22 protein-coding genes are annotated in these 21,999 nt (G+C 67.9%); 5 read left to right on the top strand and 17 right to left on the bottom strand.

Going from position 1 to position 21,999, the window contains the following annotated elements; translation table 11 throughout:
• The first annotated feature begins 79 nt into the window (after positions 1-79).
• Positions 80-871 carry an ANTAR domain-containing protein gene (locus ED92_RS08510; RefSeq protein WP_052120320.1) on the top strand — a complete coding sequence of 264 codons (792 nt, stop codon included), beginning with the start codon at positions 80-82 and terminating at the stop codon, positions 869-871.
• Here the strand turns inward: ED92_RS08510 and ED92_RS08505 are convergent.
• From ED92_RS08505 to ED92_RS08495, 3 genes are read right to left on the bottom strand one after another with little or no spacing between them, the layout of a single operon-like run.
• A complete protein-coding gene (locus tag ED92_RS08505) occupies positions 804-2,648 on the bottom strand; it encodes a CheR family methyltransferase (RefSeq protein WP_037334973.1) in 1,845 nt (614 codons plus the stop codon). The two genes, ED92_RS08510 and ED92_RS08505, sit on opposite strands and share 68 nt — an antisense overlap.
• Positions 2,645-3,238 (bottom strand): chemotaxis protein CheB, encoded by a 594-nt coding sequence (locus tag ED92_RS08500; protein ID WP_037334971.1) that lies wholly within the window; start codon positions 3,236-3,238, stop codon positions 2,645-2,647. Before ED92_RS08500 ends, ED92_RS08505 begins: the two co-directional genes overlap by 4 nt.
• Before the next feature lie 23 nt (positions 3,239-3,261).
• Positions 3,262-3,627, bottom strand: a complete 366-nt coding sequence (locus ED92_RS08495) for a hypothetical protein (protein WP_016337921.1) — start codon at positions 3,625-3,627, stop codon at positions 3,262-3,264.
• A gap of 244 nt (positions 3,628-3,871) precedes the next feature.
• Here ED92_RS08495 and leuA point away from each other — a divergent pair, with 244 nt between their 5' ends.
• Positions 3,872-5,629, top strand: coding sequence for a 2-isopropylmalate synthase (leuA, locus tag ED92_RS08490; protein ID WP_037334969.1), 1,758 nt, complete (start codon positions 3,872-3,874; stop codon positions 5,627-5,629).
• Between the two features lie 66 nt (positions 5,630-5,695).
• Here the strand turns inward: leuA and ED92_RS08485 are convergent, their stop codons facing one another.
• A complete protein-coding gene (locus ED92_RS08485; RefSeq protein WP_037334967.1) occupies positions 5,696-6,322 on the bottom strand; it encodes a peroxiredoxin-like family protein in 627 nt (208 codons plus the stop codon).
• Positions 6,323-6,380: 58 nt separating this feature from the next.
• Here ED92_RS08485 and ED92_RS08480 point away from each other — a divergent pair, with 58 nt between their 5' ends.
• Positions 6,381-6,986, top strand: a complete 606-nt coding sequence (locus ED92_RS08480) for a TetR/AcrR family transcriptional regulator (RefSeq protein ID WP_037334965.1) — start codon at positions 6,381-6,383, stop codon at positions 6,984-6,986.
• On the opposite strand, the gene ED92_RS08475 is transcribed toward ED92_RS08480, so the two are convergent.
• Entirely contained in the window at positions 6,943-7,881 is a 939-nt protein-coding gene (locus ED92_RS08475) for a LysR family transcriptional regulator (RefSeq protein ID WP_037334963.1), read from the bottom strand. The genes ED92_RS08480 and ED92_RS08475 overlap by 44 nt on opposite strands.
• Before the next feature lie 87 nt (positions 7,882-7,968).
• On the opposite strand from ED92_RS08475, the gene ED92_RS08470 reads away from it, so the two are divergent.
• On the top strand, positions 7,969-8,892 hold the full coding sequence (locus ED92_RS08470; protein ID WP_037334961.1) for an EamA family transporter: 924 nt from the start codon (positions 7,969-7,971) through the stop codon (positions 8,890-8,892).
• Here the strand turns inward: ED92_RS08470 and erm are convergent.
• Positions 8,795-9,529 carry a 23S ribosomal RNA methyltransferase Erm gene (gene erm / locus ED92_RS08465; protein WP_037334959.1) on the bottom strand — a complete coding sequence of 245 codons (735 nt, stop codon included), beginning with the start codon at positions 9,527-9,529 and terminating at the stop codon, positions 8,795-8,797. The two genes, ED92_RS08470 and erm, sit on opposite strands and share 98 nt — an antisense overlap.
• 183 nt (positions 9,530-9,712) lie before the next feature.
• Complete coding sequence (locus ED92_RS08460) at positions 9,713-10,411, bottom strand: SDR family oxidoreductase (RefSeq protein ID WP_037334957.1); 699 nt, start codon at positions 10,409-10,411, stop codon at positions 9,713-9,715.
• An 87-nt stretch (positions 10,412-10,498) separates the two neighbouring features.
• On the opposite strand from ED92_RS08460, the gene ED92_RS08455 reads away from it, so the two are divergent.
• The gene (locus ED92_RS08455) at positions 10,499-11,086 is read left to right on the top strand and encodes a CGNR zinc finger domain-containing protein (protein WP_037334954.1); all 588 of its coding nucleotides are present in this window, start codon (positions 10,499-10,501) and stop codon (positions 11,084-11,086) included.
• Here ED92_RS08455 and ED92_RS08450 read toward each other — a convergent pair.
• The 10 genes from ED92_RS08450 to ED92_RS08405 form a co-directional block, all read right to left on the bottom strand.
• On the bottom strand, positions 11,055-11,696 hold the full coding sequence (locus ED92_RS08450) for an SDR family oxidoreductase (RefSeq protein WP_037334951.1): 642 nt from the start codon (positions 11,694-11,696) through the stop codon (positions 11,055-11,057). The genes ED92_RS08455 and ED92_RS08450 overlap by 32 nt on opposite strands.
• 170 nt (positions 11,697-11,866) lie before the next feature.
• Positions 11,867-12,985, bottom strand: a complete 1,119-nt coding sequence (locus tag ED92_RS08445; protein ID WP_037334948.1) for an ABC transporter ATP-binding protein — start codon at positions 12,983-12,985, stop codon at positions 11,867-11,869.
• Positions 12,982-13,977 carry an ABC transporter ATP-binding protein gene (locus tag ED92_RS08440; RefSeq protein ID WP_037334946.1) on the bottom strand — a complete coding sequence of 332 codons (996 nt, stop codon included), beginning with the start codon at positions 13,975-13,977 and terminating at the stop codon, positions 12,982-12,984. The genes ED92_RS08445 and ED92_RS08440 overlap by 4 nt, the downstream gene beginning before the upstream one ends.
• A 6-nt stretch (positions 13,978-13,983) precedes the next feature.
• Positions 13,984-14,919, bottom strand: coding sequence for an ABC transporter permease (locus tag ED92_RS08435; protein ID WP_037334943.1), 936 nt, complete (start codon positions 14,917-14,919; stop codon positions 13,984-13,986).
• Positions 14,916-15,917, bottom strand: a complete 1,002-nt coding sequence (locus ED92_RS08430; protein ID WP_037334940.1) for an ABC transporter permease — start codon at positions 15,915-15,917, stop codon at positions 14,916-14,918. Before ED92_RS08430 ends, ED92_RS08435 begins: the two co-directional genes overlap by 4 nt.
• Before the next feature lie 85 nt (positions 15,918-16,002).
• Positions 16,003-17,544 (bottom strand): ABC transporter substrate-binding protein, encoded by a 1,542-nt coding sequence (locus tag ED92_RS08425; protein ID WP_081975726.1) that lies wholly within the window; start codon positions 17,542-17,544, stop codon positions 16,003-16,005.
• 718 nt (positions 17,545-18,262) lie between these two features.
• Positions 18,263-18,811, bottom strand: coding sequence for a uridine kinase (locus ED92_RS08420; protein ID WP_037334934.1), 549 nt, complete (start codon positions 18,809-18,811; stop codon positions 18,263-18,265).
• A complete protein-coding gene (locus ED92_RS08415) occupies positions 18,808-19,245 on the bottom strand; it encodes a DUF2304 domain-containing protein (protein ID WP_016337936.1) in 438 nt (145 codons plus the stop codon). The genes ED92_RS08420 and ED92_RS08415 overlap by 4 nt, the downstream gene beginning before the upstream one ends.
• 12 nt (positions 19,246-19,257) lie before the next feature.
• The gene (locus tag ED92_RS08410) at positions 19,258-20,001 is read right to left on the bottom strand and encodes a glycosyltransferase family 2 protein (protein ID WP_016337937.1); all 744 of its coding nucleotides are present in this window, start codon (positions 19,999-20,001) and stop codon (positions 19,258-19,260) included.
• A 17-nt stretch (positions 20,002-20,018) separates the two neighbouring features.
• Positions 20,019-21,998 carry a DUF6541 family protein gene (locus ED92_RS08405; RefSeq protein WP_037334932.1) on the bottom strand — a complete coding sequence of 660 codons (1,980 nt, stop codon included), beginning with the start codon at positions 21,996-21,998 and terminating at the stop codon, positions 20,019-20,021.
• Position 21,999 lies beyond the last annotated feature (1 nt).

Genomic DNA, 21,999 nt, shown 5'->3' with positions numbered 1-21,999 from the left:
CGGATGGCTGAGTGAGGCGACTTCCGTGACCGCATCAAGAGGACTAGCGTTGGCTGCCCCCAAGGAAGGCCGATTTTTGATGCGGAATCGCGAAAAATGGGTCGCCGACACGTTGGTGGAGCTGGCGGACACTCTCGTCCCCGCGTTGGATCCGGCGAATTACTGGCTCTGCGTGGCGGATCGGTACACCCAGCTGATCGCTTCGTCGTCGGTGCACCTGACCGCCTCCGGCGACCGCCACGTCGTGGTGGACACCGACGAAAGACTCGAGGCGCCACCGCTCGGCGAACTGTTCGCCGAAGAAGGTCCGGGCGTCGAGAGCGAGGAGAGCGGGACGCCGGTCGTCAACGTGCTCCTCGACGAAGCGACGTCACGCTGGAGCAGATTCGCTCCCGCCGCGCTTTCCCTCGGCTACCGGTCGGTGCACGCGTTCCCGTTCAGCCGCCGCGAAGACGCGCTCGGCGCGGTGACGATCCTGACCACGGAGACGGCGCCGTTGCCACGGACCGAGCTGAGCATCGCGAACGCGCTCGCCGACGTCGCGACGATCGCCATGCTCAACCACCGGACGATCGACGGGCTGACCACGACCTCACGGCAACTGCAGGGCGCGCTGTCGAGCCGGGTGATCATCGAACAGGCCAAGGGGTTGCTGTCCGCCCGGCTGGAAGTCAGCCCGGACGGCGCTTTCCGCGTGCTGCGGCGGTACGCCCGCAGTCACAACATGCGGATCGGCGACCTCTCCGAACGGCTGATGAGCCGCCGTCTGACGGTCGCCGACCTGATCCCCCACGGCGACGACCTCACTTCCGCCGCTTCTCCATCAGCAGCACGACGCCACTTCCCGGCCCGCCCAGCGGCGAACAACTGACGGAGGCGGCGAACGGCCTGCCCTTCCGGTCGACCGCGTCGGTCTCGACCGGGAGCGCGCGGTGTCCGGTCTCGTTGCAGATCTCGACCATGTCGCGGAGCCCGTCCGTCGGCAGGCCGAAGTCGAGCGTGAAGAAATCCGTGCGGTAGACCTCGTCGGCGCGCATCCCCCACAGGTCCTCGGCGCCGCGATTCCAGCTGCGCACCAGGAGATCGCTGTCGAGCACGACCACTCCGGCGGCGACGCTCGACAGCACGCCTTCGAGGAAGGTGCGCGCCTCGTCCAGCTCGGCGGTGCGGATCCGCAGTTCCTCGTTCATCGTTTCGAGTTCTTCGTTGCCCGACTGGAGTTCCTCGTTGGTGGTCTCGAGTTCCTCGTTCGTGGACTGGAGTTCTTCGTTCGTCGTCTCGAGTTCCTCGATGCTCGACTGGAGTTCCTCGTTGACGGTCTCCAGTTCCGCGTTGGTCGACTGGAGTTCCGCGTAGGCGGTGGCGAGGTCCTCCTGCACCCGTTTGACCTCCTGCTGGAGCCGGGTGGCCTCGGTGGTGTCGATGAGGGTGATCGCGACACCGAGATCCTCGCCGTCGGTGGTGAGCAGCGGCTTGACGATGACGTCGAAGTACCGTGTCTCGCCGTCGCTCTTGTCCCATCGCACGGCGTTGACCCGGATGCTCCGGCGCTCACTGTGGGCTCTGTCGACCAAGGCGCCGAGTTCGAGCGGCCGGGAGGAGATCTCCAGCTCACCGAACGGTGTGCCGACCTTGTCCGGGGAAAGCCCGAACTGCAGCCGCGTCGCGCCGTTGATCAACGCGACCATGCCGTCACGGTCGATGACCAGCACCGAATCGGGCGAGGACGCCAAGGCCAGTTCGACCACCTGCCGCCGATTGATCCTTCCCACCTCGGAGGCGGACAGGAAGTCGAGCCGTCCGGGCTTCGCCGTCCCCGCCCCGCCTTGGATCCGGAACACCCGGTTGCGCATGTCGGTGACCTCGAACCGGGATCCGTCGGCGAGCAGCATCTCGGCCTTGCCGAGGAAAAGGTGGCCGCCTTCGTTGAGCGCGAAATGGAACCGTTCGATGATCTTCGTCTGCGCTTCGACGTTGAAATACATCAGGGTGTTGCGGCAGACGAGCAGATCGACCCGTGAGATCGGGGCGTCGCGGGTGATGTCGTGCCTGCCGAAGATCACGCGGCGGCGGAGATCCCGGCGGAAGGCGAACAGGGCGCCGTTCGGTTCGAAGTACTTCGCCTTCACGTCGTCGGGGAGTTTCTCCAGCGCCTTGAGGGAGTACACCCCGGCCCTCGCCTCGCGCAGGGCTTCCTCGTCGACGTCGGTGCCGTAGATCTTGACCCGTTTCGTGCAGGCTTCGATCCCGAGGTGTTCGGCGAAGATGATCGCGAGCGTGTAGGCCTCCTCCCCACTCGAACAGCCGGCGCTCCAGATCCGGATGTCCTGGTCCGGGTCGGCCTTGGCGATCAAGCCGGGGACGACGGCCGTCCGCAGGTAGTCCCACGCCGCCGGGTCGCGGAAGAAGCCGGTGACGTTGATCAGAATGGTGTTGAAGAGTTCCTGGAACTCGTCGGCGTTGCTTTCCAGGAAATCCCGGTAATCCGCGTACCTCTCGAAGTTCACCGTCTGCATCCGCTTACGGATCCGGCGGCCGAGCGACGTCCGCTTGTACCCGGTGAAATCGAAGCCGCGGGAATCGTTGATGAACGTCAGCAGGGATTCGAGCTCTTGCTCGTCTTCGGCCCCGCCGTCATACGCGGTCACAGCGATCTCGTTCCTTCGATCAGGGCCACCAGCGCGGCCGCGATCCCCTCCAGCGGCAGCGTCAGATCGACCGCCACGGCGTTCACCACGGCCTGTGGCATGCCTTTGAATTCCGCGGTACTCGGATCTTCGGCGACCACGGTACCGCCACGCGACGAGACCGCCCTCGCGCCCGCCGAGCCGTCGAAACCGGTCCCGGTCAGCACGCAGACCAGCGCCGCGGCACCGCAGGCCACCGCGACGGATTCGAAGAGCAGATCGGCCGACGGCCGGACGAATCTCACCTTGTCCCGCTCCGACAGCCGGAGTTTTCCGCCGGGCCCGACCAGGAGGTGACGGTCCGGCGGGGCGACATACGCGGCACCGGGCTCGGCCACTTCGCCGTCCTCGGCCAGCTTGACCCGCAGGCGCGACCGCCGGTCCAGAAGCTCGGCGAGCACCGTGTCGTGGTGGGGATCGAGGTGCTGGACGATGACCACGGGCACCGGGAAGTCGCCGGGCAAGGCCTTGAGCACCGTGAGCAGTGCCTTGACTCCGCCCGCCGAGGCCCCGATCGCGACGATCTCGTAGGGCACCGCCCGCGCGAACATCTTCCGAGCGTAGTGCTCCGAGGCTAAGCGGAACCGCCCACGCGCCGGATGATCTTCGCGAGGATCCCGGTGACGACCATCCAGAAGATCGCGGCGATGCCGTAGTTGATCAGCACGCGCAGCTTGGCGTCTTCGGGCATGAAGAGATCCTTGAAGCCCAGCAGCAGCCCGTCGGCCCAGCCGCGGACGAAGGACACGATGCCGTTGTCCGGGTTCGCCTCGCCGATCACGAAGACGACGTGCAGCACGAGGATGGCCGCGAAGATCAGGCCGACCCAGCGGACGACGCTCGCCAGGATCCCGGCCGCGCGGCTGCCGCCCGCTCGCCAGTCGACCTTGCGCCTGGTCGCCTGATCAGCGGTTTCCTTCTCTTCTGCGTGCTCGCCCATGCCGGGCAGTGTGGCACGTCGCCTGGTCCGATTGCTACCCGCGAGTAACCCGAATGGGCGCCACTGTGGTCACGGTTCGATCGCGGCCCGGGTTTCCCTTCGGGAGATCGCGCGGTTAAGGTGGCGTCGTGGCTCGAGCTCTCCTGCTTCGCTGCCGCGACGGGGCCTGATCGGACCGGCTCCCCGTCGCGGGGCTTCGTGGTGCCGGTCGTCGCACCCGATTCTTCAGGAGAACCGTCCCCTCATGAGCATTCGCAAGCCCACCCGTCCTGCGCCTTCCGAGCAGGCTTCGTGGAACACCCAGCGCGGCACTTCGATGCCCGTACACCGCTATCGCCCCTGGTACGACTTGGTCGAGGACATCTCGCTGCCCGACCGCACCTGGCCGGACAAGCGGATCGAGCGCGCGCCGCTGTGGTGCGCCGTCGACCTGCGTGACGGCAACCAGGCCCTGATCGACCCGATGTCGCCCGCGCGGAAGCGCAAGTTCTTCGACCTGCTGGTCCGCATGGGCTACAAGGAGATCGAGGTCGGTTTCCCGGCGGCGTCGCAGACGGACTTCGACTTCGTCCGCGAGATCATCGACGAGGGCGCCATCCCGGACGACGTCAGCATCCAGGTGCTGACCCAGTGCCGCCCGGAGCTGATCGAGCGCACCTTCAAGGCGCTCGAAGGCGCGCCGCGCGCGATCGTCCACATCTACAACTCGACCTCGATCCTGCAGCGTCGTGTCGTGTTCCGCGAAGAGCGCATCGGCATCACGAAGATCGCTTCGCAGGCCGCCGAGCTGGTCGTCGACTACGCGGCGAAGCAGCCGGACACCGACTTCCGCTTCCAGTACTCGCCGGAGTCCTACACCGGCACCGAGCTGTCGTACGCGCTCGAGGTCTGCAACACCATCACGGAGATCTGGCAGCCGACGCCGGAGAAACCGGTGATCCTGAACCTGCCCGCGACCGTCGAGATGGCGTCGCCGAACGTCTACGCCGACTCGATCGAGTGGATGCACCGCAACCTGGACCGCCGCGACTCGGTGATCCTGTCGCTGCACCCGCACAACGACCGCGGCACCGGTATCGCCGCCGCCGAACTGGGCTTCCAGGCCGGCGCGGACCGGATCGAAGGCTGCCTGTTCGGCAACGGCGAGCGCACCGGCAACGTCGACCTCGTCGCGCTGGGCATGAACCTGTACAGCCAGGGCGTCGACCCGCAGATCGACTTCTCCGACATGGACGAGATCAAGCGGACCGTCGAATACTGCAACCAGCTGCCGGTGCACGAACGCAGCCCGTGGGCGGGCGACCTGGTGTTCACCGCCTTCTCCGGCAGCCACCAGGACGCGATCAACAAGGGCCTCGACGCGCTGAAGGCCGCCGCCGACAAGGTCGGGACGCCGGTCGACGAGCACCCGTGGGAGGTCCCGTACCTGCCGATCGACCCGAAGGACATCGGCCGCAACTACGAGGCCGTGATCCGGGTGAACTCGCAGTCCGGCAAGGGCGGCGTCGCCTACATCATGAAGGCCGAGCACCAGCTCGACCTGCCGCGGCGCCTGCAGATCGAGTTCTCGAAGGTCGTCCAGCGCCACACCGACACCGAGGGCGGCGAGGTCGACCCGGCCACGATGTGGAACGCGTTCTCGGCCGAGTACCTGGAGCTGAAGACGCCGCTGGAGCTGGTGCGCCAGCACGTCCGGGACAACGGCGACGGTGAGTACGACATCACCGCGACCGTGCGGGTCGAAGGCGACGAGCACGAGGTCACCGGGCGCGGGAACGGCCCGATCGCGGCGTTCTTCGACGCGCTGTCGACCGTCGGGTTCGACCTGCGGCTGCTGGACTACAGCGAGCACACGCTCTCGCCGGGCGACGACGCGCGGGCGGCGTCGTACATCGAGTGCGCGATCTCCGACCGGGTGTACTGGGGCATCGGGATCGACCCGTCGATCGTGACCGCTTCGCTGCGGGCCGTCGTGTCGGCCGTGAACCGCGCTAACCGGTAAAACCGCTTTGCGCGTGAAGGCCTCCTTCCCTCGGCTGAGCCGAGGGAAGGAGGCCTTCACGCGCTTCTACAGGGCTTTCACCGCGGCCAGGACGTCGGCCGGGTCGGTGCGCGTGGTGTAGTCCGGGTGCACGTCGATGTACCGGATGACGCCTTCGCCGTCCACGACCAGGACGGTCGGATACGGCAGCTCCCATTCCGCCGCCCCGTTGATCTTCTCGACGTCACCGATGAGCGTGTCGAACGCCGGTTTCGTCTCCGGGGCCAGCCGGAACGTGATGCCGAGCGCACGCCCGAGCTCGTTGTCCACATCGGACAGGACGGCGAACTCCAGATCCTTTGTGGACAGTGAGCCGTCCGGCAGCTGTGGGCTGACCGCGACCAGCTTCACGCCCAGCTTCTCCAGCTCCGGCACCAGCTCCTGCTGATACGTGCGCAGCGCCAGGTTGCAGTACGGACACCACGCGCCGCGATAGAACACCACGACCGCGGGCCCGTCCGCGACCCGCACCCGATCGCCACCGGCGTCCGGCAGCGCGAGATCCGGCATCGGCGTCCCCGGTTTCGCGGCCGCCTCGGCGACCACCCCGACGAACGTCGCGCGGTCGGCCTTGAGCACCTCGGCGACCTCCGCCGGAACATGGCTCGCGACGGATTCCCGCAGCTCGGCGAGTTCGGTGTTGAGATCCCCCATGGTCGGCTCCTTCGGTTGTACTGATCGGTACAGTGGCGCCGACTGTACTATTCGGTACATGAGCGGTCAACCGGCGAAGACCCCGCAGGGGCGGATGACGAGGGACGCCATCGTCGACGCGGCGGCGGAGCTGATGTACGTCCACGGCGTCGCCGGGACGAGCGTCGACAAGGTCCTCGCGGCCAGCGGGGCCGGGAAATCGCAGATGTACCACTACTTCAAGAACAAGGATCAGCTCGTCGAAGCGGTCATCGCCCGCTTCCTCGAAAACATCCTCGGCAACCAGCCGACCATCTTCGAGCTGCACGACTGGGCCGATTTCGACCAGTGGGCCAGGGAGATCCTGGCCATCCAGACCACGCCCAAAGGGCCGATCGCCTGCCCGCTGGGCAATCTCACCGGCGAACTCGGGGACGACCCCAAAATGGCGCCGCTGCTGGACAAGGCTTACCGCGAATGGGAATCACATCTCCAGCGCGGCCTGGAATCGTTGCGGGAACAGGGAAAACTGGTCGAAGGCGCAGACCCGGCGAGGCTCGCGCAGGCCGCGCTGACCTGTGTGCAGGGCGGCCTGCTGATGGCCCACCTGCGCCACGACGTCACGCCGATCGCCGACGCGCTCAAGATCGCCTTGGACCACCTGAAGAGTCACGCTCGCCCGTGAGCGCGCCGACCTCGTCGGCGAGCGCGTCGAGCACCTTCGCCACCGCGGGCCGCGAGGACGCACCGAGCCGGTAGACCGCCTCCACGTGCCGGGCCGCCTTGATCCCGGCGAGCGGACGGCAGACCAGACCGCTGCCGCGCCGGGTGTCCATGGTGTACCGGGGAAGGAGCGCGATCCCGTGCCCGGCGGCGACGAGCCGTTCGGTGATGCGGAAGTCGTTGATGCGCTGGACCACCTGCGGCCGCACCCCGGTGCGGATGATCAGCGACTGGAGGATGTCGTCCACCGGGAAGCCGGCGTTGACGCTGATCCAGCGTTCGTCGGCCAGTTCGGCGAGTTCGATGCGGCGGCGCTTCGCGAGCCGGTGCCCGGCGGGGAGCGCGACATCGAGCGGTTCCCGCAGCAGATGCCGGGTCTCCAGCCGGTCCGAGCCGAGCGACGGCGCGTGCTCGTCCCGGTGCGCCACCACGATGTCGTAATCCGCGACGAGCCCGGGGACCTCCGGCGGGGTCATGTCGACGTCACGCACGATGACGTCCAGCCCGTCGAACTCCGCCGTCCGGTGCAGCAGCCCGGGCAACAGCATCAGCCCGGCGGACTGGAAGATCGCCACCCGGACCCGGCCGCGCGGGGCGCTGCGGTAAGTGTCCAATTCGGACTCCGCCCGCTCCAGCGCGGCGAGTACGTCGTCCGCGCGGGCGACCAGCGCGCGGCCCGCGTCGGTCAGCCGCAGGCCGCGTCCGGCCGGTTCCGTCAGCGCGAGACCGACGTCACTCTGCAAGGCGCGCAGCTGCTGGGAGACCGCGGACGGCGTGCAGTGCAACGCTTTCGCGGCCGCCGTCACGCTGCCGCGATCGGCGAACTCCCGCAGGGTGCGCAACCGGCCGATGTCCATACCGCCAGCATATGTGAAGCCGAACTGAACGATCGCTGCAAATATTCTCGCTGGTCCTAAATGGTCGTTCCACGTAAGAGTGAAGACATGCCCGCCCGCGATCGTCTGCTCGCCCTGTTCGTCGCCGTCCTCTGGGGCTGCAACTTCCTCGCCATCCACGCCACCCTCGGCCAGTTCCCGCCCGTCTTCGCCGGCGGGCTGCGCTTCGCGGTCATCGCGATCCCGACGATCCTGTTCGTCCCGTGGCCGAAGGTGAAGATCCGCCACCTGCTCGGCTACGGGCTGGGCTTCGGCACCGGGCAGTTCGTGTTCCTCTTCATCGCGATGGACACCGGTATGCCGACCGGTCTCGCGTCGCTCGTGCTGCAGGCGTCGGCCCCGTTCACCGTGCTGCTCGGCGCCGTCTTCCTGCGCGAACGCGTGTCCGGACGGCAGCTCGCCGGGATCCTGCTCGCCGTCGCCGGGATGGCGACGATCGCCTGGCAGCAGGCCGGGAACGCCGCCCTGCTGCCGGTGATCCTGACCCTGCTCGGCGCGCTGAGCTGGGCGTTCGGCAACCTCAGCACCCGGCAGGCGGCACCGGACAACCCGCTGAATTTCGTCCTCTGGATGTCCGTGGTGCCGCCGCTGCCGATGTTCGCGCTGTCGCTGGTCATGGAGGGCCCCGCCGAGATCGGGCACTCGCTGAGCACGCTCGGCACCACGACCGGGCTGATCGGACTCGGCGGCCTCGCCTACGTCGTGCTGTTCGGCACGATCGTCGGCTCCGGGATCTGGACGTCGCTCATGCGCCGCAACCCGGCGGGTGTGGTCGCGCCGTTCTCCCTGCTGGTGCCGGTGGTCGGGCTGTCGATGGCGTTCCTGGTCCTCGACGAGCGGCCTTCGCCGGTGGAGATCGTCGCGGCGGCCGTCGTCATCGGCGGCGTCCTGTTCGGCTCGACGAAACGCCGCGTGCGCGAGCCGGATTTCCTCGCCGAAGCCGAAACGCCTCAGCCCACTGGCGTGCGGTGAGCCGTTTGGGCACGACGTCCTGGCCGGGCCTGGTGAACACCTGCCGCACGAAGTCCTGGTAGCGCGCACGATCCGCGTCGTCGACGAGCGGCCGTTCACGCCGGGTCATGGTGAGCAGACCGCCGTCGACGCCGGGCCTGGGGCGGAACGCCGCCGCGGGCACCCGGCCCGCCAGCCGGAAGTCGAACCACGGCCACCACTGCGCGGTCATCATGGTCGCGCCACCGACCCCGGCCCGGCGGCGCGCAACCTCCCACTGCATGAGCAGGACGGCGTCCGTCCAGCCGGGAGCGGCGAGGACGTGGCGCAGGGTCGCGGTGGTCAGGTGGAACGGCAGGTTCCCGACCAGCACATGGGGTGTCTTCGGCAACGGGAACCGCAGGAAGTCCGCGGTGACGATCTTCGTCGGCGGCTGGACGCGGCCCGCCAGCCGGGCGGTGCGGCGGTCGTCGATCTCGACGCCGGTCAGTGGCCTGCCGAGCCGTTCCAGCGGCAGGGTCAGGGCGCCGTCGCCCGTGCCGAACTCGATGATCGGCCCGGTCGTGCCGTCGACGAGCTTCACGACGGTTTCGATGATGTTCCGGTCGATGAGGAAGTTCTGGCCGAGTTCATGACGGCCAGGACGCTGTGTGCGCAAGGGATCTCCGCGGCTTCGAGGTGAGCCGGGCAGCACGAGGCCCGCCCGGCGATGACTCGCTCGGGCGGCGGTTCCTTGCCGAAAGCCGGGAATCCGCCGCTAGGCGCGGCGGATCCGGGTGAACGCGGGGGCACACATGGCGGCGAAGCTACCTCGGAGCGGCAGCCTCCCGCCAACGGTTTTCTACGCGCCGATCCGGCTGGTGCCGAGATGCTCGACCGGACCGGACAGCGCGGCCTTGACCCGGCGGGTGAGGTCGTCGGTGAGCACCTCGGTCTCGCCCTTTTCGAGACCGTCGACGACCTGGCGGGCGACGTCGCGCGGGTCGTTCTTGGGGATGTCGAGGCCCTGGGTCATGTCGGTTTCGGTGTAGCCGAGGTGCACGCCGACCACCTGGGTGCCCTGCTCGGCGAACTCGATGCGGAGCGAATTGGTGAGCGACCAGAACGCCGCCTTCGAGGCGCCGTAGGACCCCGAGCCCGCCGCCCACGACAGGACCGAGTGCACGTTGACCAGCGCACCACCGTCCTTGAGCTGCGGCGCAAACGCTTGCGCGACGCGCAGCGCACCGAAGACGTTCGTCTCGAAGACCGGACGGTGCGCGTCGACGCCGTCGCCCAACAGCGAGCCGAGCCCGAGGACGCCGGCGTTGTTGAAGACGATCGTCACGTCTCCCGCCTTCTCGGCCAGCGCGCGGACGGATTCCGGGTCGGTGACGTCGAGCGGAAGCGGGACGATCCGCGGATCGGTCTCCTCGCGCGGCGACCTGGCGGTCGCGTAGACCTTGGCGGCGCCGCGGTCGAGCAGTTCGGCGACGAACGCCTTGCCGAGCCCGCGCTGCCCGCCGGTGACCAGGACGACGGCGCCTTCGATGGAGGTCATGACTTGCTCCCTTGACAGAAGTGTTCGGCTTTTACCTCTGTCGTCAGGATGGCGACACGACTCGACAGAGTCAAGTACGCTTGACCTATGTCATGGACCGCGACGGACCGGTACCGGTTACGCACCGCCCCCTCGGGGCTGGCGCTCGTTCAGGACTTCCTCAACACCAAGGCGATCAAGACCTACGGCCTCGACCTGCTGAGCGACGCCGATCTGGCACGGCCTTGGGCCGCCGAGGCGCTGGCGGAATGGTCGCGAGCCCGGGACTCCGAGGCACCCGACATCTCGCTGGGTCCGGGTGACCTTCGCGCTCTTCGCGAACTTCGCGCGTCGTTCGTTTCACTCGTGGACGGCGGCGAAACGGACCTCGGCAAGCCGATCAAGGCGGACCTCGACCTGCGCGACGGCGTCGTCCGGCTGTTTCCCTCCGGCACCGGGCGGCAGTGGCTCGCTTCGGCGCTGTGGACGGAGACGCTGCTCGCGCAGCAGGCCGGGATCTGGTCGCGGCTGAAACTGTGCCGGCTCGACGGCTGCCGTTCGGCCTTCTACGACGTCTCGCGCAACAACAGCGGCGTCTGGCACGACGTGCGCACCTGCGGGAACGTCGCGAACCTGCGGGCCGCGCGGGAGCGGAAGAAGGCGCTCAGCCCAACGACGCCAGCGCCGACGGAATAGGGATCTCCCCGCCGATGACGTCGAAACCCTGATTCTCGGCGAGCGGCTCTTCCAGCGTGGCGACCAGAACGGCGGCGACGTCCGCGCGGGAGACGCGGCCCGGTTCGAGGTGACCGGCGATCTTGACGTGGCCGGTGGGCTGGTCGTCGGTGAGCGTGCCGGGCCGGACGATCGTCCAGTTCAGGCTGGAACGGCGCAGGACGCTGTCGGAGATCTGCTTCGCCATCAGGATCGACCGCACCAGGCGATCACCCTGATCCGGCGAATCCGCGAACTGCGCGGAAAGCTGCACGAACCGCGCGACGCCCGCCTTCTCCGCCGCGCGGATCGCGGTGATCACGCCGTCGCGGTCGACGAGGTCGACCGAGGCCTGATCCGGATCGGGCGCGCCGATCGCGCTGATCACCACTTCGGATCCGGCGAGCGCCTCGACGAGGTCGTCCGCGTCGGCGGTGACGTCCGCGACCACGGTCTCGGCGCCGAGCCCGGCGACCTGCTCGGCGCGGCGGCGGCTGCGCAGGCCCGCCCGCACCTGATGACCCCGCCCCCGCAGGAGCCGGACCACGTGGATCCCCGTCCGCCCCGACGCTCCCAGCACTGTGACCCGCATGACACCGAGTCTGCCTGATGGCCGTACTCCCCGCATTTAGTCCTCTGAATGCGGACGGCTTCGCGCCCTCGCCGACTGCACGCATTCAGAGGACTAAATGCGGGGAGCGCGTGAAGGCCCCCTTCCCACGGCTGAGCCGAGGGAAGGGGGCCTTCACGCGCGTTTCGGGACTAGAGGATCTCCGCCGCCGAGCCGACGTCCGGCAGTCCGCCGACGTCCGGGTTCAGCTCCCCGGCCTCGACGAGTTCCGCCTTGACCTCGTGCGGTTTGATCCGCCCGTCGCGGATGTCCTCCGCGTAGTGGCACGCGACCCGGTGCCCGGTGCCGATCTCCCGCAGCTGCGGGCGGTCGGTGTCGCACAGGCTCTGCTGCTTCCACGGGCACCGCGTGTGGAACCGGCAGCCGGACGGCGGCCGCGCCGGCGAGGGCAGGTCACCGGCGAGCAGGATCTGCTCACGGGTGTCCTCCACCGTCGGGTCCGGCACGGGGATCGCCGACAGCAGCGCCCGCGTGTACGGGTGCAGCGGGTTCTCGTACAGCGTGTCCGCGTCGGCCTCTTCGACCAGCGAGCCGAGGTACATCACGCCGATGCGGTCGGAGATGTGGCGCACCACCGCGAGGTCGTGCGCGATCACCAGGTACGTCAGCCCGAGCTTCTCCTGCAGATCCTCCAGGAGGTTGACCACCTGCGCCTGCACCGAGACGTCCAGCGCGGACACCGGTTCGTCGGCGACGATCAGGTCCGGCTCGACCGCCAGAGCCCGCGCGATGCCGATGCGCTGACGCTGACCGCCCGAGAACTCGTGCGGGTACTTCCGCAGCGCGGACTCGGGAAGTCCCACGGCGGCAAGGAGTTCGCGCAGCCGCTTGGCCGTCGCCTCCTTGTCCTTGTCGAGGCCGTGCGCCTTCATCCCTTCGGTCAGGATGGATTCCACCGACTGCCGAGGGTCCAAAGAGGACATCGGGTCCTGGAACACCATCTGCATCCGGCGGCGGGCCTTGCGCAGTTCCTCGCCCTTGAGCCCGGCCACGTCGGTGCCGTCGAAGACGACCTTGCCGTCGGTCAGCTCGGTCAGCCGGAGGATCGCCCTGCCCAAAGTGGACTTCCCGCAGCCGGATTCCCCGACCAGGCCGTAGGTCTCACCCCGGCGGATGGCCAGATCGACGCCGTCGACGGCGAACACGTGCCCGACCGTGCGGTCGACCACGATGCCGCGTTTGATCGGGAAGTGCACCTTGAGATCGTCGACCTCCAGGAGCACGTCCTGCGGCGGTACCGTGTGGGTCATCGGGCCCCTCCTCGTGCGGCCACGGCCGGGATCACCGGGTTGTGGCAGCGCAGCAGCCCGTTGCGATCCGGGGTCAGCTGCGGTGAAACCTCCCGGCACACGCCGAGAGCGTTCGGGCAGCGGGGCGCGAACGCGCAGCCGCCGTCCCACGGGATGTTGTCGGCGACGGATCCCTTGATGGGGATCAGTTTCTCGCCACGGCCCGCGTCGAGACGCGGGATCGAGGCGAGCAGGCCGTGCGTGTAGGGATGCCGCGGCTCGGCGAACAACGCGTGCCGCTCCGCCCGCTCGACGATCTTGCCGCCGTAGAGCACGTTGACCTGGTCGCAGAGACCGGCGACCACACCGAGGTCGTGCGTGATCATGATCAGCGCGGTCCCGGTGTCCTGCACCAGTTCCCGCAGCAGCGCGAGGATCTGCGCCTGGATCGTCACGTCGAGCGCGGTGGTCGGCTCGTCGGCGATGAGCAGCCGCGGACGGCACGCCAGCGCGATCGCGATCAGCGCGCGCTGCCGCATCCCGCCGGAAAGCTGGTGCGGGTACTCGGAAAGCCGCCGTGTCGGGTCGGGGATGCCGACCTTGTCCAGCAGTTCCGCCGCCTCCACCGACGCCGCCTTGCGCGCCATCCCGCGGTGCCGCTCCAGCACCTCGGTGATCTGCAGCCCGATCGGGATGACCGGGTTCAGCGAGGACAGCGGGTCCTGGAACACCATGCCGAGGTCGCGCCCCCGGCGGTCCCGCATTTCCTTGTCCGACAGGCGAAGCAGATCCGTGCCTTCGAACGACACGGAACCGCTGACCTGGTTGCCGCGCTTCGCGAGCAGCCGCATGATCGCCAGCGAGGTCACGGACTTGCCGCAACCGGACTCACCGACGAGACCGACCGTCTGGCCGGGTTCGACATCGAAACTGACCTCGTCCACCGCGGTGAACGGCTTCTCGCCGCGTCGGGAGAAAACGACCTTGAGGTCACGTACTTCAAGGAGAGCCATGAAAGATCACCGCCTGTTCTTCGGATCGAGGGCTTCCCGCAAGGACTCGCCGAGCAGGGTGAACCCGAGCGCGACGATGATGATCGCGATGGCCGGGTAGTACGCCAGCTCGGGACGGATGTCGAGGAACTGCCGAGCGCTGCGGCTCAGCATGATGCCCCATTCCGCCCGGTTCGGGTCCGGGTCGCCGAGACCGAGGAACGACAGCGCCGCCGCCTCGAGGATCGCGGTGGCCAGGGTCAGCGTGGCCTGCACGATGACCGGGCCGAGCGAGTTGGGCAGCATGTGCCGCAACACGATCGCCCCGCGTTTGACGCCGAGCGACGTCGCCGCGAGCACATGGTCGCTGTTTCTCTGCGCGAGCATCGAACCGCGCAGCAACCGCGCGAAGATCGGCACGCCGACCATCGACACGGCCACGATCACGGTCCACTGGCTCGGCTTCTGGAACAGCGCGGCGACCGAGATCGCCAGCAGCAGCGACGGCACGGACAGCATGACGTCGACGAGGCGCATCAGCACCGTGTCGACCCAGCCGCCGAAGGCACCGGCGAGACCGCCGATGATCATGCCGACCACGACGCCGATGACCGTCGCGAGCACACCGACCAGCAGCGTGTTCTGCGCGCCGACCAGCAGCCGCGAAAGGTAGTCGCGACCGAAGTCGTCGACACCCAGCGGGAAACCGGCCTGTGCGCCGGGGATGATGCCCTGGCCGAGGATGACCTCGCTCTGCAGGTATCGCTCGTACGGGTCCTTCGGCGCGATGAACGGCGCCAGGATCGCCAGCAGCAGGAACAGCAGGGTGATCACGCCACCGGTGATCGCGACCGGGCTCCGCAGCATGCGGCGGACCGCCTCGCCACCGAGGCTGTGCCCCTTCGCCGACGTCGCGGCGAGCTTGTCGATCGGTTCCTTCTTCTTGTTCAGCAATGTGTTCATCGGACACGCACCCTCGGGTCGATGAGCCCGTACGAGATGTCGACCAGCGTGTTCACTAGCACGTAGACCAGCGCGCCGAACAGCAGCAGCGCCTGCAGACGCGGGTAGTCACGTCGTTCGATGCCCTCGGCGAGCAGGAAGCCCAGGCCGCGGAAGTTGAACACGCGCTCGGTCAGCACGGCGCCACCGAGCAGCGCGCCGGTCTGCAGGCCGATGACGGTGACCACCGGCAGGAGCCCGTTGCGGAGCACGTGACGACGCCGGACGATCGGCTGGGTCAGGCCCTTCGAGTTGGCCGTGCGGATGAAGTCCTCGTTCAGCACGTCCAGCACCGACGCACGGGTGATCCGGACGATCACCGCGAGCGGGATGGTGGCGAGCGCGAACGCGGGAAGGATCAGGTGGGTGATCGCGTCCCAGGCGGCGTCCCATTCCTGGGTGATGATGCCGTCGAAGACCGCGAAGCCGGTGACGGTGGTGGCGTCGAGCCCCGCCATCTGACGGCCCTGCGACGGAAGTCCGAGCGGAGCGGCCAGCGCGTCCTGCATCATGTAGCCGAGGAAGAACACCGGCACCGCGACCCCGACCAGCGAGAGCACGATGATGATGTTGTCGACGGCACCGCCGCGGAAACGGGCGGACAGGTAGCCGAACGGGATGCCGAGCCCCACCGCGATGAGCATCGCGCAGAAGCCGAGCTCGAGGGTGGCGGGGAGGAAGTTCCCGATCTCCGACATGACCGGCTGGGCGGAGACCAGCGAGTTGCCGAAATCGCCGGTGATCGCCCGGCCGAGGAACTTGAAGTACTGGACGAAGATCGGATCGTCGAGGCCGAGAAGCTTGTTCAGATCGGCGATCTTCTCCGGGGTCGCCTTGTCACCCAGGAGGGCGCCGGCGGGGCCACCGGGCAAGGACCGGAGCCAGGCGAAGATCAAAATGGACAGGATCAAGAGCGTCGGTATCGCTTGTAGCAGCCGACGCACGAGAAAACGGAGCACGTGCGTTCCTTTGTTGCCAGCCCGGGATGGACTTCAGGGGGTGGGCGCGGTAGCACCCACCCCCTGAGCCACTAGTGGTGGAGGATCAGTTGACCGTGACGGTGTAGAAGCGCTCGTCGGTCAGCGGGCTGGCCACCAGACCCTTCACCTTCGGGCCGACGACGATCGCCGGGGGGCCGTAGGAGATGGGGATGGCGGGCAGGTACTCCATGATCTTCTGGTTCACTTCCTGGTACGCCTTGGTGTGCGCCTCACCGGCGGGCGCGGCGTCCGCGGCCGAGATGGCCGAGAAGAGCTCCGGGTTGTTGAAGCCGAACTCCGGCTTCTCGCGACCGAAGAAGGTGCCGACGAAGTTACCGGCGTCGTTGTAGTCACCGGTCCAGCCGAGCAGGTGCACGTCCTGCTTGCCCGCCTTCTGGACGTCGTCCTTGTAGCCACCGTTCCACGGCTTGGCGATCGGCTCGACCTTGATGCCCATGGCCTTCATGTCCTCGGACAGCGAGGTGAAGATGTCCGCCGGGTTCGGCATGTACGGCCGGGTGACCTCGGTCGGGTAGTAGAACTTCAGGGTCATGCCCTCGGCACCGGCTTCCTTCAGCAGGTCTTTCGCCTTCTGAAGGTTGTAGTCGTACTTGGTGACGTTCTCGTTGTAGCCGTCGATCGCCTTCGGCACGAACTGGGTCGCGGTCTCGGCACCCTCGGGAAGCTTCGACTTCACGAACTGGGCGCGGTTGAGACCGTAGGCCAGCGCCTGGCGGACCTTGAGGTCCTTCAGCTTCGGGTTGTTCTTCTGGTTGATGCCCAGGTACAGGATGTTGAACGACGGGCGGATGAGCACCTGCTCGCCGTCGTTGCGCAGCAGGCCGTAGTCCGCGGGCGACGGGTAGTCGTAGCCCTGGATGTCGCCGGCCTTGAGCGCCTGCTTGCGGGCGTTCTCGTCCGGGATGACCTTGAAGACCAGCTTGTCGAGCTTGGCCGTCTGGGTCGGCGAGTCGGTGGCCTTGGAGAGCGTGATCTCACCCTTGGCCTGGTCCCAGCTCTCGAACTTGAACGGGCCGGTGCCGGTCGGGTGCTTCAGCGCGTACTCGGGGTACTGGAACGAGTCACCGCTCTGGGTGACCTGGTCCGCGTTGTACTTCTTCAGCGCGTCCGGGCTCTGGATCGAGAACGACGGCAGCGTGAAGGCGGCCGGGAAGGCACCCTTGGCCTTGTTCAGGTTCAGGACGGCGGTCGACTCGTCCTTGACCTGGCAGTCCTTGAACACCGGGGCGCCGGAGGCGTCACCCTCGTTCTTGGCGAAGCCCTCGAAGACGTCGCCGTAGTAGATCATCTGGCTCTGGGCGGCGGCGCCCTTCATGTTGAACATGCGGTTGAAGTTGAAGCAGACCGCTTCGGCGTTGAACGGGGTGCCGTCGTGGAACTTCACGCCCTTCTTCAGGCTGAAGGTCCAGGTCTTGCCGTCGTTGCTGCCTTCCCACTTCTCCGCCAGGCCGGGCTCGAGGTCCGCGGTCCCCGGCTTGTTCATGATCAGGGTGTCCATCATCTGGCGGATGATGCGGAAGGTCTCACCGTCGTCGTTGAAGAGCGGGTCGAAAGTCTTCGGGTTACCGGCGGCGCCGAAGACCATGGTGCCTCCCGAGCCACCCCCTGCGCCTTCTTCACGCTTCGATTCGGCACAGGCGGAAATGGAGACCGCGAGTGCGCCGGCAAGCCCGATCAGGGCCACACGGCGTGCTCGGGTCACCCGCAGTTGCTGCATCTGGCACCCCTTGAGGAGATTTTCGGTGTTTAGGCACCGTCCGGTCGGTCGGTAACTCGAACTCCACGGACGATCGGTGTGCCCGCCGACACTAGCGGGAACTCAGCCCGCACTTAAGCACGCGAGGTTACGATCGCGCTACACGACGGCCAATACGACCGCAAAGTGTCCGCAATTCCGGACGGAGTGTAATCAATTCCCGACCACTAACGCGCAGAGTGCCGGGTCACTGACTCAAATGGGTGTCCACCACTACAACCAATGGGTGCCGGAGGAAACAGGACATCGGCAGGACATTGGGTCCCGGTTCTCGCGTGATTGAAGGCGGAACTCGCGTGATCAGGGGCGGAACACGCGAGTGCGGCGTCCAAGCACGCGAGTCACGTCCCTGATCACGCCGCGCCTGGGTGCCGAACGGCGGTTTCGCGTGACTCGGCGGACGACACGCGTGACGGGATGGACGACACGCGTGATTGGACGGACGACTCGCGGCGGAGCTTGGCCGGGCTCGTGTCGTCCGTCCACGCACGCGTGTCGTCCGTCGGATCACGTGTGTCGTCCGTTCAGTCACGCGAAACCGCCGTCCTCACCACTCGCGAGAGGTGACCACACGATCCGCCGCGGCCCTGGTCCCGTCGACGGCGAACCACCCGCGCTCGAACAGCTGCCAGCGCCGCAGTTCCGCCCTGGATCCCTCGCCGTCCCGCGCGGCGGCGCGGTCGAGACGTTCGACCTCGCTGCCGCCATCGAGCCAGGTCAGCAGGGACAACGAAGGCCGCATCCGCGCGCGCCCACTGGACACGCCTTCCAGCACCAGGACCTCGGGGACCGGGATCTCGACCTCTTCACCCGGCAGTGGGACGCCAGTGGACCAGTCCACTCGCCGGTAACGGCCGGCCCTGCCCGCGCGCAGCGGTTCCAGCACGCCGGACTCCAGCCGCGGCCACCACGAAACGGGTTCGTCCCAGGTGGCGAACTCGTCGGTGCTCACCAGCGCCACCCGGGCACCGCGACCGGCGAGTTCGGCCACGATCTTCCCGGCCAGCGTGGACTTCCCGGAGCCGGAAGGACCGTCGACGGCGAGCACGCGGACGGCGCCCAACCTCGGCGGGGCGGCGAAAAGGGCGTCGATCAGCGTGCGCGCGCGGGGCTCACTTCGGGGAGCCCTTTGACGTTGTCGGGCGTGGCCGTCCGTGCTTCGAGCGCGGCGACGCGTTCTTCCAGGTCACGCTGGGCGTCGGCGAGCTCGCAACGGAGCAGCGCGATCTCCTCGACGGAGGTCCGGACCTCTTCTTCGAGGTGACCGACCTCGGTCGACAGATGCAACGCGACCAGTGCCAGCACGACACCGGCCAAGAGGAATACGAAGTTCGACGGCGTCTGCACGCCGGTTATCCGCGCCATGAAGTCCGCGGCCTGCGGAACGAGGGCGAGCACGACCACACCGACGGCGAGGACGAGCCAAACACCCGCGTACTTTTCCCGCAGTTTCCGCCGCCGCATCATCTCGAGGACGACGAACAGCACCAGACAGGCGACGACGATGCTGAGAATGCGCCAGCCAGCCATAATCAGCTCCTTTTACGCCGAATCCGACGAGTCGACGGCGGGACGGCGGCGCACGAGCGCCAGCAGCAGGGCGAGTCCGGCGCGGCCGAGGTAGACGGCCGATTTCACCGGCGAATGGCTCGGTGTGCCACCGGCCCGTTCCCGCATGATCACCGGGATTTCCTTGATCTTCAGTTCGGCGCGGATCGCCATCACCAGCGATTCGACCGTGTCGCCGAGGTATTCGGCCGGGTAGTACGCGGCGAACAGTTTGATCGCGCGCGGGCCCATCGCCTTGAACCCGGAGGTCACGTCGGTGAGCTTGGTCTTCCCGAGCCGGGAGAAAACGACCGAGAGCACGACCATCGCGTATTTCCGCGGGCCGCTGGCCTTGTACGAACCCTTGCCGGCGAACCGCGAACCGATCGCGATGTCGGCGTCGTCGAGCGCGTCCAGCAGGGCGGCGACCTCGTTCGGGTCGTGCTGGCCGTCCGCGTCCACCTGCACGACGACGTCGTAGCCGCGGGCGGCCGCGTACCGGAAGCCGGTGCGCATCGCCCCGCCGACGCCGAGGTTCACCGACAGGCGGGCCACCTCCGCGCCCGCCGCGCGGGCGAGCTTGGCCGTGTCGTCGGACGAGCCGTCGTCGACCACCAGCACGTCCATGCCCGGCAAGGACTGCTTGACCTGGGAAATGACCGCGCCGACACTGGCCTGCTCGTTCAAGGCAGGCATCACGATGAGTACGCGGCGGGTGGTCACGGACGTACTGGACACTGGATCACTCTATCTTCTTACTGGCCGTGAGCGGTGTCGGACCCGGCGGGGGCGCCGGCGGCGACCACACCTTGCTGACCTTCGATTTCGTAAACCGACGCGTCGAGGTTGTGGAAGACGCGCTTGAAACCCGGAGTGATGTCGAGCCGCTGGAGACCCACCGCGGACTGCGCGTTGGGGGCCACCTTGCCCTTGCCGACCAGCACGTAGCGCACCTTGAGGTCGGTGAGCGCCTCGCGCACGCGCGGCTCGCGGTTGATGTCGTTGAGGAACACGCTGAGCCAGCCCGCCTTGGTGGTGAACTCGGCGCCGTAGTTGGTCCACTCGACCGGCTGGACCCCGGCGAGCGCGTACATCCACACCGAGCCGTCGGCCTTGTCGTTCATCACGCGCTCGCCCGGCACGACGTGCTTCCCGAGCCAGGCGTAGGCCTCTTCCTCGCCCTTGCTGACCGAGGGACCTTCCGTGCCGTAGTTCATCGCGAGCCGCGCGGAGTTGCGGCCGATGTAGCCGCCCCGGCTCAGCACCGTGACGACGAGACCGACCACGAGCGCGCCCGCGATGGCCGCGGTGAACGGGTTCAGGTTCGGTTTGCGCTCGCCGATCTTCTCGGCGAACTTGCCCGACGCGGTGTGCACGAACTCGCCGAACGCGACGGCGCCGGCCAGCGGCACGAGCGCCCCGATCCGCCAGTGGTCGTTGTAGAACACGCCGGTCAGGGTGTGGATGAGCGGGGTCTCCAGCGAGATCGTCGCGGCGAACAGGCCGCCGAGCACCACGTACGCGCCGACCATCCAGAGCATCCGCCGGTGCTTCACCAGGAGGAATACGCCGATGATCGCCGGGATGCCGATCCACCACTGCGGGAACGACGCCATCGGCGAGAACGTGATCGTCTGCCCGAGCGCGCCGGACACGCTGGTCTCCGAGGCCCAGAACGCGCTCGTCACGCCGCCGGCGTTGTAGAGCGCGGGAAGGACCTGTGGCACGCCGAGCACGACCGCCATCACGATCGTCGCGATCAGCGAGGCTGCGCTGCGGCGCCAGCCGATCTTCTCGAAGCGGAACAGCACCGCGAGCAGGATCAGCAGGAAGTAGACCATGATCACGAAGATCAGGCTGGTGTGCAGGCCGGCCAGCCCGGCGACGCCGACGCCGATCGCGAGCGGTCCGGCGACGCCGTTCGGCTTGAGCAGCAGGCGGGCGAGCGCGAGCATCGCGGGCACGAGCGCCACGCCGGCGACGTACGGCCACAGCGGGCCGCGCCACAGCGAGTCGTACGGGAACGCGGTGAACCAGGTGGACACGGCCGCCGCGGCCGCGGTCGCGAGCACCGGCATCCGCCAGGCGCGGCACATCGCCGCGACACCGACCGGGACGGTCAGCACGACCATGAGCGCCGCCAGGTTCAGCGTCGGCATCATCGTCAGGCCGCCCTTGCCGAAGACCAGGGCGAGCAGCGCGTGGTAGGTGTCCGGGTAGAAGTAGTCGGTCTGGTTCGGCAGGTTCGCGATGGTGCCGACGGTCGACGCGCGCGCGTCACCGTGTTCGGCGATCCAGCGCACCAGGTTGCCGTGGAAGGGGGCGTCCCAGCCCTGCTGGACGTTCTCCAGGCTGTGCGAGCCGCGCAGGAAGGTCACCGTGCCGACGCCGAGACCGACCAGGACACCGGCACCGATCAGCAGGTGGTCGCGCAGGGAACGCTTCGAATCGTCGTCGTCTTCGTCCTCGGCCCAGTCCGGGTGACGCTTCGCGGTGAAGCGGAGCACGAGGAAAGAGAGCGCGAAACCGACGACGGACAGCAGGAGCACCCAAAGGCCGACGTTCAGCATCGTCCAGCGGATGCCGAAGCGGCCGAGGATCGGGATGCCGATGGCGACGAGGCCGAAGGTCAGCAGCGGGGCCGCGGCGGCGAGGGTCCAGCCGCGCAGCCGGATCGCGGCACCGAAGACGAGCCCCGGCAGCCAGAACGCCAGCAAGACCAAAAGAACGTTCATC

The organism is Amycolatopsis sp. MJM2582 (assembly GCF_000754115.1).
Classification (GTDB): domain Bacteria; phylum Actinomycetota; class Actinomycetes; order Mycobacteriales; family Pseudonocardiaceae; genus Amycolatopsis; species Amycolatopsis japonica.
The sequence above is the reverse complement of the archived record's forward strand: the minus strand, read 5'-3'. Positions and strand labels throughout refer to the sequence as shown.